Raw genomic sequence first — 13738 nt, 5'->3', positions numbered from 1 at the left:
CCTGCACACATCACAAAACCCAACCGTGCAGGAGTTACCCCATGCAGTATTCCAAGCTCGTTTCCGCCCTGGCCGTTGCCGGTGTCGCCATGCTCGGCGCCCAGGCCGCCCACGCCCAGGTCATCAAGATCGACGGTTCTTCCACCGTCTATCCGATCACCGAAGCCGTCGCCGAGGAATTCCAGAAGGCCAAGAAGAACGTCGTCAAGGTCACCGTCGGCATCTCCGGCACCGGCGGCGGCTTCAAGAAGTTCTGCCGCGACGAGACCGACATTTCCAACGCTTCCCGCCCGATCACCAAGAGCGAGATGGAAGCCTGCAAGGCCGCCGGTGTCGATTACGTCGAAATGCCGGTCGCCTTCGATGCACTGACCGTCGTCATCAACCCGAAGAACAGCTTCCTGAAGCAGGCCACCGTCGCCGAACTGAAGGCCATCTGGGAACCCGCCGCCCAGGGCAAGATCACCAAGTGGAACCAGGTCAACCCGACCTGGCCTGACGCGCCGATCAAGCTGTTCGGCGCCGGCGCCGACTCCGGCACCTTCGAGTACTTCACCGAAGCCATTGTCGGCAAGGCCAAGTCCTCGCGCGGCGACTACACCGCTTCCGAAGACGACAACGTGCTGGTCCAGGGCGTCTCGCGCGACGTCAATGCCATCGGCTACTTCGGCTACGCCTACTATGCCGAGAACAAGGGCCGCCTGAAGGCGCTGCCCATCGTCAATCCGAAGACCAACGCCGCCGTCGAGCCGGCCGAGGAGTCGGTGATCAAGGCCACCTACCAGCCGCTGTCCCGCCCGATCTTCATCTACGTCAAGGCCAAGTCCCTCGACAAGCCTGAGGTCAAGGAATTCGTCGAGTTCTACATGAAAAACGGCGCCCAGCTGACCAAGGAAGTGAAGTACGTGCCGCTGCCGGCCTCCGCCTACACCGGCAACGTCGAGCACATGAAGAAGAAGAAATTCGGTACGGTGTTCGGCGGCCAGAATGAAATCGGCATTACCATCGAAGAATTGATGAAGCGCGAATCCAAGTCCTGAGCGCCCGAGCGAACCAGAAGCCCGACCCCGGCCGGGGTCGGGCTTTTTCACAGGACGATATCCGAGTGAATACCACCACCATGTCCCTAGATAAAACCACTGACCTGCCCACGGTCAGCGACCGCCTGGCGAAAAACGCCATGCGCCACGCCAGCGAGCGCCTGATCGAGGCCCTGCTGTTTGGCGCCGCGGCCGTCTCGGTGCTGACCACCATCGGCATCGTCTATGTGCTCGTTTCCGAGTCCATCCATTTCTTCCAGAACGTCAGCATCGTCGACTTTCTGACCGACACCCAGTGGACCCCGCTGTTCGACGATGCCCACTTCGGCATCATGGTCCTCGTCTCCGGCACCGTCGTGTCCTCCGCCGTCGCGCTCGCCGTCGCCATTCCGATGGGCACCGTGATCGCCATCTACCTGTCCGAATTTGCCGTTCCCAAGGTCCGTGAAGTCGCCAAGCCGGTTCTCGAATTGCTCGGCGGCATCCCGACCATCGTCTTCGGCTACTTCGCGCTACTCATGGTCACCCCGCTGCTGCAGAAGGTTTTCCCGGAGCTGCCGGGCTTCTCGCTGCTCTCCGCCGGCCTGGTCATGGGCATCATGATCGTGCCCTACATCGCCTCGCTGTCCGAGGACGCCATGCGCGCCGTGCCGATGTCGCTGCGCGAAGGCTCCTACGCCATGGGCGGAACCAAGCTGTACACCGCCATCCACGTCGTCGTCCCGGCCGCGTTCTCCGGCCTCGCCGCCTCGTACATCCTGGCCATCTCGCGCGCCGTCGGCGAAACGATGATCCTCGCCGTGGCCGCCGGCATGCAGCCGAACCTGACCTGGAACCCGGCCGAACCGGCCGCCACCATCACTTCCTACATCGTGCAGGTGGCGCTGGGCGACCTACCGCACGGCTCGATCGGCTACCAGACCATCTTCGCCGCCGGCCTGACCCTGATCCTGATCACCCTCTGCTTCAACATCCTCGGCCAATGGCTGCGCAAGAAGTTCCGGGAGAACTACTGACATGCAACATCCCACTTTGACGACCGAACAGGTCCGCGCCCTGATCGCCCGCGGCAAGTTCCGCGACACGCTGTTCCAGGCCATCGGCATCCTCTTCCTGGGCATCGGCCTGCTGGTCATCTTCCTGCTCGTTTCCGACATGGTGATGCGCGGCGCCGAGCGCCTGAACCTCGACTTCTTCATGAACTTCGCCTCGCGGCGCGCCACGCAGGCCGGCATCCTGTCGGCCTGGGTCGGCTCGCTGCTGGTCATGCTGGTCACCGCCTTCGCCGCCGTGCCGCTCGGCGTCGCCGCCGGCGTCTATCTCGAGGAATACGCCAAGCGCAACTGGATCACCGAAGTCATCGAGATCAACATCACCAACCTGGCCGCCGTGCCGTCCATCGTCTATGGCCTGCTGTCGCTCGGCATCTTCGTCTATGCCTTCGGCTTCGGCCAGAGCATCCTGACCGCCGGCCTGACCCTCGCGCTGCTCATCCTGCCCATCGTCATCGTCTCCACCCGCGAAGCGATCCGCGCCATCCCGGCGATGATCCGCGAGGGCTCGATGGCGGTCGGCGCGACGCGCTGGCAGACCTGCCGCTACCACATCATCCCCTACGCCATGCCCGGCATCCTGACCGGCGTCATCATCGGCCTCGCCCGCGCCATCGGCGAAACGGCGCCGATCATCACCATCGGCGCCCTGACCTTCATCGCCTTCCTACCGCCGGTGCCCTTCACCGAGGTCAGCCCGGGCGTCACCGCCGGCCTGTTCGACTGGCTGACCTCGCCCTTTACCGTCATGCCGATCCAGATCTTCAACTGGACCTCGCGCCCCGACCCGGCCTTTGAGATCAATGCCGCCGCCGCCGGCTTCGTGCTGATGGTCATGGTGCTGACCATGAACGGCATCGCCATCTGGCTGCGCTACAAGATGCGCAAGAACATCAAGTGGTAAGCCCTGCGCTTGCCCGAACCGAATACCGACCTGGAGTCACCATGCAGATTCATGACCATCCCAGCCTGAAGGCCGAAGCCCGCAACCTGAACTTCTTCTACGGCGAAGCGAAGGCCCTCAAGAACATCAACATGCCGATCTACGACAAGAAGGTCACCGCCCTGATCGGTCCTTCCGGTTGCGGCAAATCGACCTACCTGCGCAGCTTCAACCGCATGCACGACCTCTACCCGGGCAACCGCTACGAGGGCGAGATCCGCTTCTACCCGGACAACACCAACCTGCTGTCGCCGGAAGTCGATCCGATCGAAGTGCGCATGCGCGTCGGCATGGTCTTCCAGAAGCCCAACCCCTTCCCCAAGTCGATTTACGAAAACGTCGCCTACGGCCTGCGCGTGCGTGGCGAGAACAACAAGCGCGTCCTCGACGACAAGGTCGAGCACGCCTTGAAGGGCGGCGCCCTGTGGGACGAAGTGAAGGATCGCCTGCAAGACCTCGCTTCCAACCTGTCCGGCGGCCAGCAGCAGCGTCTGTGCATCGCCCGCGCCCTGGCCACCGATCCCGAACTGTTGCTTTTCGACGAGCCGACCTCGGCGCTCGACCCGATCGCCACCGGCGCCATCGAGGAGCTGGTGCATGAACTGAAAAAGCGCGTCACCATCCTGATCGTTACCCACAACATGCAGCAGGCGGCCCGCGTCTCGGATTACACCGCCTACATGTACCTGGGCGAGATGATCGAATTCGGCAAGACCGACGAGATCTTCATCAAGCCGAACGACAAGCGCACCGAAGACTACATCACCGGCCGTATGGGCTAAGGGAGACCGACATGAACGAAAGCCAACACCTCTCCAGCCAGTTCGACGAGGAACTGAGCCGCCTGCGCACCCACGTGCTGCAGATGGGCGGCATGGTGGAAACCCAGGTTTCCGCCGGCATCGAAGCCTACAGTTCGGGCGAAGTGGCCAGCGTCAAGAGCATCGTCGAGGCCGACCGCAAGATCAACGACCTGGAAAAGGCCATCGACGACGACTGCGCGCATATCATCGCCAAGCGCCAGCCGACTGCCTCCGACCTGCGCCTGGTGCTCGGCATCAGCAAGATCGTCACCGACCTGGAACGCGCCGGCGACGAAGCCAAGAAAATCGCCAAGGGCGTGCGCCGCATCTACGAGGCCGGCCACATGCCTTCCCAGTACGGCATCGGCATCCGCCACCTGGCCGAAGCGGCGCTCAACCTGGTGCGCCAGTCGCTCGACGCCTTCGCCCGCCTCGATGTCGCACTGGCCCAGGCCGTGATCAAGGCCGACAGCGATGTCGATACCGAATTCAAGTCGATCATCCGCCAGTTGATCACCCACATGATGGAAGATCCGCGCACCATCACGACCTCGATCGAGATCATCAACATCGCCCGGGCCATCGAGCGCATCGGCGACCATGCGAAGAACGTCGCCGAGCAGGTGGTCTTCGTCGTCGAAGGCCGCGACATCCGCCACATCAAGGAGCCGACCAAGTGACACCGACGATACTGGTCGTTGAGGACGAACCGGCCATCCAGGAACTGGTGGCCATCAACCTCAAGCACGCCGGCTTCCTGGTCGTCCGCGCCGGCAGCGCCGAAGAGGCCGAATCGGCCATTCGCGCCGCCCTGCCCGACCTGGTCATCCTCGACTGGATGCTGCCCGGCCAGTCCGGCGTCGCGCTGGCCAAGAAGATCCGTGCCGACGAACGGACGCGCGAACTGCCGATCATCATGCTCACCGCCCGCGTCCATGAAGAGGACAAGGTGCAGGGACTGGAAGCCGGGGCCGACGACTACATCACCAAGCCGTTCTCGCCCAAGGAAATGGTCGCCCGCGTCCGCGCCGTGCTGCGCCGCCGCGCCCCGCACCTGGCTGGCGAAGCGGTCGAGGTCGGCAACCTGTCGCTCAATCCGGCGACCCATCGCGTACTGGCCGCCGGCCAGCCGATCGAGCTGGGGCCGACCGAATTCCGTCTGCTGTTCTTCTTCATGACCCACGCCGAGCGGGTATACACTCGCGCCCAGTTGCTCGACGAGGTCTGGGGAGACCATGTCTTCATCGAGGAACGGACGGTGGATGTGCATATCCGCCGCCTGCGCGCCGCGCTGGAAACATCCGGTCACCACGAACGGGTGGAAACCGTGCGCGGTACCGGTTACCGCTTCCGGGGAGCCTGACCAGGGTGACTTCTCAAGTGATCAGGGCCGTCCTGCTGGCCCTGCTGGCGGCCGCCGTGGCCGTCCCGGTCGGCCATTTCGTCGCCCACTGGGCCGGCTGGTCGACCTTCTGTCTCGGCCTCGCCCTGCAGATGATCTTCCATTTCCGCAACTTCGCCCGCCTCGACCGCTGGTCGCGGCAACCGCTGGTCGACGCCAGCCTGGAAGGCGAAGGGGAATGGGACAACATCTTCGGCCGCCTGTACCGGCACGAGAAGGACCTGCGCGACCAGATCGCCCGCCGCGACCAGGAAATCGCCATGCTGATCGCCGCCGGCCAGGCGCTGACCGACGGCGTCGTGCTGCTCGACACCCAGAACCACATCATGTTCTGCAACACCACGGCGGAAACCCAGCTCGGCCTGAAGGTGGCGACCGACCGCGGGCAGTCCATCGTCAACCTGGTTCGCCAGCCGGAATTCGTCGCCTATCTTGAAGCCGGCGACTTCTCGCGGCCGCTCACGCTACGCCCCGAACGCTACAAGGATCGCGTCTACGCCATCCACGTCATTCCCTACGCCGGTAACCGCCGGCTCATGCAGATCAAGGACGTCACGCAGGCCGACCGCCTCGACCAGACGCGCCGCGATTTCGTCGCCAACGTTTCGCACGAATTGCGCACGCCGCTCACCGTGCTGGCCGGCTTTCTGGAGACGATGCAGGAAATCGACCTCGACGACGACGAGCGACGGCGCTACCTGGGCATGATGGCCGACCAGTCGCGCCGCATGCAGTCCATCGTGCAGGACCTGTTGACCCTGTCGTCGATCGAATCGGCACCGCCGCCCGACAACGACGTGGTCGACATGGCCAGCCTGATCGACAAGCTGCGCCGCGATGCCGAAGCCCTGTCCGGCGGCCGCCACAACATCGTCGTCGAAAGCGACGGCCGCGGCGACCTGCGCGGTTCCGAGCCGGAACTGATCAGCGCCCTGGCCAACCTGGTCACCAATGCCGTGCGCTATACGCCGGCCGGCGGCAAGATCACCCTGCACTGGCAGACCTCGCCGCAGGGCGCCGAATTCGCCGTGCAGGACACCGGCCCGGGCATCGATCCCAAGCACATCCCGCGGCTCACCGAACGTTTCTACCGCGTCGATCGCGGCCGTTCGCGCGACTCGGGCGGCACCGGCCTCGGTCTGGCCATCGTCAAGCATTCGCTGAACCGCCACCAGGCCCAGCTCGACATCAAGAGCGAACTGGGCGTCGGCAGCCGCTTCGCGGCGCGCTTCCCGGCCAGCCGGGTAGCCAATGGCTAGGGTGTAATCAGGTCTTAAGGGGGGTCAAGGTGCGGGCCGAAACGATGATGCGCTTTCGGCTTCCTTCGCTGATACGGCGTTCCACTTCCCACATGGGCAAGCCCTTGACGACTCCGATCTGTTCAATGGCCGTAACGACCTCACCCAGCTTGACGCAAAGATAGTTGGCACCGCGTTCGATGGAAGACTTCACTTTCATGTCCCGATCTTTCCTGTGAGCAGAAGGTGAGGACATCGTAGCCGAGTTCACCCGAAAGCGAATCGCCCAAACCGGGAGCAATACTTCGCTTAAATCGGAACGTCGATTTCGAGCATCCCGATTCCGCTCGAAGCGCCGCGAGCCGCTGTCTCAATTCAGGCTCGACCGGCAAACCGCCAGTTCACCGGCGCCGATCCGCCGCCGCTCGATGAACAGGCTGCCGCCCGCCGGCTCGGTTCCTGCCGTCCGGGCGCGCTTCTTGGCCTGTTTCTTCGCAGCCGACGCAGCGGCGGCCACCTCGCGATGCGATTCGCATTCGCCCGGGCCGACCCGCACGGCGCCCAGCGACAGGGTGGGCGCCGGCTGGAAGCTCAGCTCCCCACGCCGATTCTCGGCCATGTAGCCACCGCGCAGGCGTTCGTCGATACCGAGCAGGTTGGCGACCGCCTCGGCAAAGCGGGAAATGGTCTCCCAGCAGCGCATCTCCCAGTCGGCACTGCGGAAGATGATGAAGAAATCGTCGCCGCCGATATGGCCGACGAAATCCAGCCGCTCATCGACCTGCTCGCACAGCAGGCGGGCCAGGGTCTGGATCACGTCGTCGCCGCGCCGGTAGCCGAAGGTGTCGTTAAAGGGCTTGAAATCGTCGATATCGACATAGACGGCGACGAAGGGGCTGCCCGCCGCCAGCATGCGGTCGACGTGCTCGTTGATCGGCACGTTGCCCGGCAACTGGGTCAGCGGATTGGCGTAACGCGCAGCGCTGATCTGCATTTCGGTAATCGTCCCCATCAGGTCGTGGCTGCTGCCCACCCCCATGTACTGCCCCTCGCCGGTGACGATGAAACCGTCGAGCAGGTAGTGCTTGGGCGCCAGCGACAGCATCATGGCCAGTTCCTGGATAGTGGCATGCTGGTCGACGATCAGCGGCGCGTGGTCCATGAACAGCTCGCAGCTCTTGCGGCCGAACAGCTCGCGCCGGAAGGGCCGGGCAAAACGGTCGATCATGCTGTGCCGGTTGATCATGCCGACCGGCTGGGTGCCCTGCACGACGGGCAGCACGTCGAGCGACGGATCGGCTTCGAAGCGGTCGATCACCTCGGCATTGCTGGCGTGCATATGCACCGGTTCGATCATCTTGAGCAGGGTGCGCGCCGTCGGCAGCTTGCCCGGCCCGCCGGTCATCGGCGACAGCGCCAGCGATTGCTGGTCCAGCGCCGACACCGTGCGCCGCGGCAGCAGGCGAACCGGATAGGCCTCCGGGTAGGCGATGAAGTAGCCCTGGCCGCAGGCGATGCCCATGTCGCGGATGCAGACGAAATCCTCCTCGCGCTCGATGCCCTCGGCAACCAGCGAGGCATTGCCGATCTCGGCCAGGTCCTGCATGGCGCGGACGAAATGGAACTTGATCCGGTCGTCGGCGATGCCATTAATGAAATGCTTGTCGATCTTGACGAACTCCGGGCGCAGTTCCGACCACAGGCGCAGGTTGGCGAAGCCCTCGCCGAGATCGTCGATGGCGATCTGGAAACCGCGCCCGCGGTAGTGCAGCAGGGCCTCCAGTATTCCCGGCATGTCGGTGATCTGCTCGTTCTCGGTCAGTTCGAGCACGATGCGGTTGGCGGCGATGCCCAGTTCGTTGAGCAGTTCGCGGGTATGGCCGTTCATCAGCCGCGTGTCCAGCAGGCAGCCCGGCGTGACGTTGAGGAACAGCCGTCCGGCCAGGCGCTGGCCGGCGAAAGCCCGCAAACTGGCCTCCCGGCAGGCATGTTCGAGTTGCAGCGACATCTGGTAGCGCGCCGCGGCGGCGAACAGCTGGTCCGGGCGGGCCAGGCTGCTGCCCTCCGGGCCGCGGATCAGGGCTTCGTAGCCCAGTATGGCCCGTACGCGAAAATCCAGGATGGGCTGGAAAACCGGGTACAGCCGCCCCTCATCGAGTATCTGCTGCAGTTCTGCGAACTCGTCATCCAACGCAACACACATGATCGTTCTTGTCTTTCCCTGTGAAACCGATCATCCAGTTTAGGCAGCCCAGATTTCAGCACCGTGACAGGCGCGCCGGCCAAGTCATGCTGGCGTAACAAAACGGCCGCATCCTGAATCCGTGGTCCCTGAACCACTCCCCGAGGAGCTTGCGATGCCGGAAATGAAATTCTGCTATTGCTGTCGTGTGCACCATCCGCTCGACCAGATGCGTCTATTCCCGACCCGCCAGGGCCATCGCTGGCGCTGCGTGCGCAGTATCGAAGCGGCGGTGCGCAGCCGGCCGGAGCGCGATGCCTTCGGCCAGCAACAGACCGTCATCAACCGCGATGCCGCCAGCCGGACCGCCGAATTCGCGCGGCGCCTGCGGCACAGTATCCCGGGAAGCGCCTGAACCGGCATGGGCAAATTCCGCATCGACACCTTGGACACCAGCAGCGAAGCCCTGCTCGACACCTGCGCCAAGCTGATCGTCAATGCCTTCGCCGATCCCGAACGCTACAACCTGGATCGCGTCCGGCGCGAGCTGTGCTGCGACGACCCGCTGTTCTACCGGCGTTTCTTCATCGCCATCGAGGACGGCGAGATTGTCGGCGTCGGCGGCGTCAAGGCGGCCGACTGGGCGTCGCGGACGCACATCCTTTACCTGTCGGCGGTTTCCGCCGCCAAACGCGGCAAGGGTGTCGGCCGGGCGCTGATCAAGGCCCGCCTCGACTGGCTGCAGAGCACCTTCAAGTCCGGCCGCATATTGGTTTCAGCCACCAAGACCCGGCGTTTCCGCGATCTCGGTTTCCGCGAACTGCGCAACGGCCGCATCGACGGCAAACACCTGATGCTGTGCCGGTTCTAGCCATTAAAAACAGCGACGCCTTGCCTACGCCAACCGCCATTGTCATAACCCCGCGTGACGGCCAATCCGTCAGCCCAAAAGAAGGAGAATTCATGGAAAAGCGCAACGACATCGCCGTCTTTCCCGAGCTGTTCGAGGGCATGGAACAGTTCATCGAGGAACAGGCCGCCGGCCTCAAGCGAACCAGTGCCATCCTGGCCCTGGCCCTTGCCGTACCGACCACACTGTTCATCCACTACACGCTGCACAGGCTGTTCTGAGCGCCGCTCACGGGCGCGCCAGATTGGCCGCCAGCATGTTGCAGAACAGCGCGCCCTGCTCCAGCGCATCGTCCAGCGCGACATGGGTATGCGGCGCCGGATCGAACCAGGCGGCCGGCATCGTCTGCTTGCCGCAGACCCGGTACGGCTGGCGCAGCACGGCCATGGCGTAGGTCTTGATATCGATCACCGCATAGCCGAACGGATTGTCGTCGGCATAGCGCGCCAGGTACCACTGGACGAAGGGAAAATCGAAGGCCGCCGGATAGGCCACGAATACCGGCCGGCCCGGCAAGCCCCGCAGCCACGCCACGTAGCGCCGCATGGCCGCCGCCGGCGTTTCCTGGTTCTGCCGACAGGCCGTCCACGCCGCCGGCTGCGTCGCCCACCACTGGGTGGTGCGCTCGTCTGCAACCAGCCCGGGCACCGTCTCCAGATTGGCCGCAAAAGTCCCGAGCAGCGTTTTGTCCGCCGCAAAGGCCGCCGAGCCGAGGCTCAGCATCGAATGCCGCCCGGCAACCGGGCCGTCGGTTTCGATATCGGTGCTGACGTAAATTTCGCGGAGAACGGATTTTTCGGTCATGGGGAGATTATTGGCCTTTGCACCGCCCGCTGCCAATAGCGCGCGCCCGACATCGCTCATTGCCAAGCCGAGGGTAAGATGATCGCCAGCCCAGACCATCACCGGAGGCCTTTCATGACAGTCCAGTTGCTGAACGGAAAACGGGTCCTGATCACCCATGCCGATGCCTTCATGGGTCCGGCCCTGTGCGAAACCTTCCGGCGCCACGGCGCCCACGTGGTGGCCGACGGCGCTCCCTTGCTGAATCCGGACGAACCAGCGCAGATCGTCGCTGCCGCCGGCCAGATCGACGTCCTGGTGGTCAATCTGGCCATGGCCGCCCCCAGCACACCGCTCACCGCCATCGACGACGACGAATGGCAGCGCGTCTTCCGCAGCCTGGTCGATCCGCTACCGCGTCTGGTCAAGGCGGTACTGCCCCAAATGCAGGAGCGCCGGCGCGGCAAGATCCTGGTCATGGGCAGCGCCGCCGCCTTACGCGGCATACGCCTGTGCGCCACCTACAGCGCGGCGCGCGGCGCTCAATTGGCTTTCGTCCAGGCCGCCGGCGTCGAACTCGCGCCGAGCAACATCCAGATCAACGCCATCGCCCAGAATTTCGTCGACAACCCGACCTACTTCCCGCCCGAGGTGCAGGCCAACCCGAAATTCCAGGAGCGTCTGAAGCGGGAAGTTCCCTTGGGGCGCCTGGTCAGCGCTGCCGAGGATACCGAGTTTGCCGCCTATCTGTGCAGCGAGCATGCCGACTGCTTCGTCGGGCAGGCTTTTCCCGTCTGTGGCGGCTGGGCGCCACGCTAGAGAGGTAGGGGCGGGCCAGGCGAAACCCGCCTTACCAGTACAGTCCCAAGCCCACCGTCAGTCTCGACCGGCCATCGCTTTCCCATAGCAGGCGAAGATCGGCGTCATGGCCCATGGCCAAACGCCCCTCGAGCGAATTGAGCCGGTGGATTTGGCGATCAGGACGCAAGGGCATACGTTCTTCATGCAGTAACTGGAACCCGAGTTGTGCCGAAGGTCGGAAAACCACAGTTCCGCTGGCCCGAACAAAACCGAGGCCATAGACATCGCCGTATTGCTGGAGCGCGCCACCGACATGGACGGCGGCAAACAGCTGGCTATTGAATTGGCGCCCGATTCCGACGTCGCCCTGGGCGCGCGCGACCAAGCAGGCCCTACAGGAAACGCTCTCCTGTTCGGCGCCGACCTTGAGTTTCCAGCCAAAGCCGCGGTCGCCCCGCAACCCGGTTACCGCCGGATTCATGCTATTGATGGCGAGCAGGTCGAACTGGCGTATGCGCAATTGCTCGTCGGCAAGCTGCAATTGCAACTCGCCCATGCTCAGTGTGCCGTTTTTCACCTGGGCGCTGCCGGCATCGAGGATGTCGTAATACGCCGGACGCAGGCGCAGCAAGGCGGCCGTTCCGGCGACGCGGGAATGGCTGACCCCGAGTTGCAGCCAGCTGGGCGCGCGCCCCTGGTCCGGGGATGTCGCCCGTGTCGGCACTACCTCGCTGCCACCGGGCGGCAGTTGCAGGCGGGCGGCCAGGGCGGCGGTGTATTCCGGCGAAGACTTGTAGCTGCCCTCCTTTTTGCCGCGGTCGAGACTGAACTGGTAATAGTCGAGCAGGGTGTCGAGCACCGCCTGTTGCTGGGCCAAGGGCAGTTCCTGCTCCGTCAGGTCGGCCGGCATCAAGGCCTTGCCGGCGATCCGGGTGACCCACTGCCGTGCCTCTCCATCCAGTGCTTCGTACTTGGCGTACAGGCGCGACTGGCGCGATGGATGGAATATCGTTTCGGCCACCAGCGGATGGCCATCGAAACGGCTGGCCGCCACCTCCTGGACCAGCGCTTGCGGAATCAACCATGGACGATTGCGCGGAATGACTTGCAGGCCATCGACGATTTCCAGCAATTCGGCCGCCCGAAACGAGCAGTTATGCCGGAAGAAATAATAGACGTAGCGTTTCTTCATCACCTCCCAGGCATGGGCGACAATCAGGCGGGTCGCCGCCTCGGGAAGGTCGAGCCGGTACTCCCACAGATCGCGCAGCTCATTTTCGCCATACGTCGTATCGTGGAAGTAGAACTCGATCGGGCTGAAGCCGCCGTCATAGCCGCCGGTCACCCCCTTGATGATGTAACTGACCGGATCGTCGTGCCCATCAAGAATCGCGCCGTAATTGACGGTCAGATCGAGCAGCCGCGATTTTTTGGCGCTTTTCCGCTGGTTGAACTTCAGAAAGGTATGGCCGTAATACGACGCCGGGTTGCCAAGATAGCCATTGGCGAAGACCAGGCTGACCGATTCGATGCCTGCGGGGTCGCCCCATTCGGCAAATTCGGGGCAATGGATGTCGGCGAGCTGGTCGCGCTTATCGGGGAATTGCTGCCGGAGCCAGATCAGGCGGGCCGGGAATCGGCATTTGGCATGTTGGTCCGCATTGTCCGTAAGCGGCAACAGCATGGCGGCCAGACTGGCCTCGAGTTCCGCCGCCGGTTGGACGGCGCCGTATTCGGCCAGGAAGAACTCCGGGCTGTGGATCGCACTTCTGAAGCCGCTCGGACTGCCGCGCTCGGCTTCGTAATGCACCAACCTGTGCCACGAAGCGCTGGCAGCCAATAGCGAAAGATCGCCAGCGTATGCATTGGTCAGGCATACGAAAGGGATAAGGAACAGGAAGCGGAATGTCCGCCACAGCGGACGACAGACAGGCCGTATCGACAGATGCGAATCCCCGGCCAAGACCGGGGATTCGTAGCATTGCGGGCCATTACCCCCAGGCAGCCCGAAAGCGGCCATCAAGCGCTACAGGAACGGCTGGCAGCCTTTTCGATGATGTTGTACAGCTGACCGGCATGTTCGAGATGCTGCTGTTCGCTATAGCCGGGCGCGGCCACGGCCTTGCCCATGTCGGCACGAATTTGACCGATGGCGGCGCCATGTTGATTCTCGCCGCACTGGAACATTTCCAGCGCCGTCACCAGGTGCTTTCCTTCTCCCCGCGCCACGTCTTCCGCCAGCTGTTCGTAGGTGTCGCGAATGAACAGTGCGGTCTTGACCTTCTGGGCCGAGCAGGTTTGCGGGCTCATGGTGGCCGAAGTCACCGCAGTGGTGCCGACGTCCCAGATCACGTTGGAGGTTACGGCAGCCCAGGCTGTATCCGGGAACAAGGCAGCCCCGATACCGCAATCGGAGAACGGGTTGGGACCACTGCCGGTGGGAGCGGACGATTGCGCAAAAGCCGAAAAACTGAGCGATCCGGCAATGGCTACTGCGGCAAGCTTCAACAACGCACGACTCATGATTTCCTCCCAAGGAAAGTCGGTTATTAATTAAATGGCAATCACGACAATGATTACGCCG

Annotated in this window: 16 protein-coding genes; 11 read left to right on the top strand and 5 right to left on the bottom strand. The window is 63.7% G+C overall.

From position 1 onward, the window contains the following. The first annotated feature begins 41 nt into the window (after positions 1-41). From LZ012_RS05460 to phoR, 7 genes are all read left to right on the top strand, one after another. Positions 42-1040, top strand: a complete 999-nt coding sequence (locus tag LZ012_RS05460) for a PstS family phosphate ABC transporter substrate-binding protein (RefSeq protein ID WP_275708363.1) — start codon at positions 42-44, stop codon at positions 1038-1040. A gap of 65 nt (positions 1041-1105) precedes the next feature. After that, positions 1106-2056, top strand: coding sequence for a phosphate ABC transporter permease subunit PstC (pstC, locus tag LZ012_RS05455; protein ID WP_338033143.1), 951 nt, complete (start codon positions 1106-1108; stop codon positions 2054-2056). Position 2057: 1 nt separating this feature from the next. Then, complete coding sequence (gene pstA / locus LZ012_RS05450; RefSeq protein WP_275708361.1) at positions 2058-2996, top strand: phosphate ABC transporter permease PstA; 939 nt, start codon at positions 2058-2060, stop codon at positions 2994-2996. A 41-nt stretch (positions 2997-3037) separates the two neighbouring features. Further along, positions 3038-3817 carry a phosphate ABC transporter ATP-binding protein PstB gene (gene pstB, locus LZ012_RS05445; RefSeq protein ID WP_275708358.1) on the top strand — a complete coding sequence of 260 codons (780 nt, stop codon included), beginning with the start codon at positions 3038-3040 and terminating at the stop codon, positions 3815-3817. Between the two features lie 11 nt (positions 3818-3828). Continuing rightward, complete coding sequence (gene phoU / locus LZ012_RS05440; RefSeq protein WP_275708356.1) at positions 3829-4518, top strand: phosphate signaling complex protein PhoU; 690 nt, start codon at positions 3829-3831, stop codon at positions 4516-4518. Further along, positions 4515-5201: a phosphate regulon transcriptional regulator PhoB gene (gene phoB / locus LZ012_RS05435; RefSeq protein WP_275708354.1), complete on the top strand. Its 687-nt coding sequence runs from the start codon at positions 4515-4517 to the stop codon at positions 5199-5201. The genes phoU and phoB overlap by 4 nt, the downstream gene beginning before the upstream one ends. Before the next feature lie 17 nt (positions 5202-5218). After that, a complete protein-coding gene (gene phoR / locus LZ012_RS05430; RefSeq protein ID WP_275708352.1) occupies positions 5219-6499 on the top strand; it encodes a phosphate regulon sensor histidine kinase PhoR in 1281 nt (426 codons plus the stop codon). 7 nt (positions 6500-6506) lie between these two features. Here phoR and LZ012_RS05425 read toward each other — a convergent pair whose 3' ends face one another. Next, a complete protein-coding gene (locus tag LZ012_RS05425; RefSeq protein ID WP_275708351.1) occupies positions 6507-6698 on the bottom strand; it encodes a hypothetical protein in 192 nt (63 codons plus the stop codon). Between the two features lie 150 nt (positions 6699-6848). Beyond that, positions 6849-8681, bottom strand: a complete 1833-nt coding sequence (locus LZ012_RS05420) for a GGDEF domain-containing protein (RefSeq protein WP_275708349.1) — start codon at positions 8679-8681, stop codon at positions 6849-6851. A gap of 154 nt (positions 8682-8835) precedes the next feature. Between LZ012_RS05420 and LZ012_RS05415 the strand changes: the two genes are divergently transcribed. The 3 genes from LZ012_RS05415 to LZ012_RS05405 all read left to right on the top strand — a co-directional run bounded on the left by LZ012_RS05415 (position 8836) and on the right by LZ012_RS05405 (position 9791). Beyond that, the gene (locus LZ012_RS05415; protein WP_275708347.1) at positions 8836-9075 is read left to right on the top strand and encodes a hypothetical protein; all 240 of its coding nucleotides are present in this window, start codon (positions 8836-8838) and stop codon (positions 9073-9075) included. A gap of 6 nt (positions 9076-9081) precedes the next feature. Next, the gene (locus LZ012_RS05410) at positions 9082-9531 is read left to right on the top strand and encodes a GNAT family N-acetyltransferase (RefSeq protein ID WP_275708345.1); all 450 of its coding nucleotides are present in this window, start codon (positions 9082-9084) and stop codon (positions 9529-9531) included. Positions 9532-9623: 92 nt separating this feature from the next. Continuing rightward, complete coding sequence (locus LZ012_RS05405) at positions 9624-9791, top strand: hypothetical protein (RefSeq protein WP_275708343.1); 168 nt, start codon at positions 9624-9626, stop codon at positions 9789-9791. A 7-nt stretch (positions 9792-9798) separates the two neighbouring features. Here LZ012_RS05405 and LZ012_RS05400 read toward each other — a convergent pair whose 3' ends face one another. Then, the gene (locus tag LZ012_RS05400; protein ID WP_275708341.1) at positions 9799-10374 is read right to left on the bottom strand and encodes a 3'-5' exonuclease family protein; all 576 of its coding nucleotides are present in this window, start codon (positions 10372-10374) and stop codon (positions 9799-9801) included. A 114-nt stretch (positions 10375-10488) separates the two neighbouring features. Between LZ012_RS05400 and LZ012_RS05395 the strand changes: the two genes are divergently transcribed. After that, positions 10489-11172 carry an SDR family oxidoreductase gene (locus LZ012_RS05395; RefSeq protein ID WP_275708339.1) on the top strand — a complete coding sequence of 228 codons (684 nt, stop codon included), beginning with the start codon at positions 10489-10491 and terminating at the stop codon, positions 11170-11172. Between the two features lie 31 nt (positions 11173-11203). Here LZ012_RS05395 and LZ012_RS05390 read toward each other — a convergent pair whose 3' ends face one another. Next, the gene (locus tag LZ012_RS05390) at positions 11204-13174 is read right to left on the bottom strand and encodes an Lnb N-terminal periplasmic domain-containing protein (protein WP_476728682.1); all 1971 of its coding nucleotides are present in this window, start codon (positions 13172-13174) and stop codon (positions 11204-11206) included. Then, positions 13174-13677 carry a DUF3015 family protein gene (locus tag LZ012_RS05385; protein ID WP_275708335.1) on the bottom strand — a complete coding sequence of 168 codons (504 nt, stop codon included), beginning with the start codon at positions 13675-13677 and terminating at the stop codon, positions 13174-13176. The genes LZ012_RS05390 and LZ012_RS05385 overlap by 1 nt, the downstream gene beginning before the upstream one ends. Positions 13678-13738: the final 61 nt, after the last annotated feature.

It is taken from the genome of Dechloromonas hankyongensis, from assembly GCF_022012295.1.
GTDB classification, from domain to species: domain Bacteria; phylum Pseudomonadota; class Gammaproteobacteria; order Burkholderiales; family Rhodocyclaceae; genus Azonexus; species Azonexus hankyongensis.
Note: the sequence above shows the minus strand (reverse complement) of the source record. Positions and strands in the feature narration are given on the sequence as shown.

Coding starts and splice junctions, on each gene's coding strand:
- LZ012_RS05460 (WP_275708363.1), top strand. CDS start 42: ATGCAGTATTCCAAGCTCGTTTCCGCCCTGGCCGTTGCCGGTGTCGCC.
- pstA (WP_275708361.1), top strand. CDS start 2,058: ATGCAACATCCCACTTTGACGACCGAACAGGTCCGCGCCCTGATCGCC.
- pstB (WP_275708358.1), top strand. CDS start 3,038: ATGCAGATTCATGACCATCCCAGCCTGAAGGCCGAAGCCCGCAACCTG.
- phoU (WP_275708356.1), top strand. CDS start 3,829: ATGAACGAAAGCCAACACCTCTCCAGCCAGTTCGACGAGGAACTGAGC.
- LZ012_RS05425 (WP_275708351.1), bottom strand. CDS start 6,698: ATGAAAGTGAAGTCTTCCATCGAACGCGGTGCCAACTATCTTTGCGTC.
- LZ012_RS05420 (WP_275708349.1), bottom strand. CDS start 8,681: ATGTGTGTTGCGTTGGATGACGAGTTCGCAGAACTGCAGCAGATACTC.
- LZ012_RS05415 (WP_275708347.1), top strand. CDS start 8,836: ATGCCGGAAATGAAATTCTGCTATTGCTGTCGTGTGCACCATCCGCTC.
- LZ012_RS05410 (WP_275708345.1), top strand. CDS start 9,082: ATGGGCAAATTCCGCATCGACACCTTGGACACCAGCAGCGAAGCCCTG.
- LZ012_RS05405 (WP_275708343.1), top strand. CDS start 9,624: ATGGAAAAGCGCAACGACATCGCCGTCTTTCCCGAGCTGTTCGAGGGC.
- LZ012_RS05400 (WP_275708341.1), bottom strand. CDS start 10,374: ATGACCGAAAAATCCGTTCTCCGCGAAATTTACGTCAGCACCGATATC.
- LZ012_RS05395 (WP_275708339.1), top strand. CDS start 10,489: ATGACAGTCCAGTTGCTGAACGGAAAACGGGTCCTGATCACCCATGCC.
- LZ012_RS05390 (WP_476728682.1), bottom strand. CDS start 13,174: ATGGCCGCTTTCGGGCTGCCTGGGGGTAATGGCCCGCAATGCTACGAA.
- LZ012_RS05385 (WP_275708335.1), bottom strand. CDS start 13,677: ATGAGTCGTGCGTTGTTGAAGCTTGCCGCAGTAGCCATTGCCGGATCG.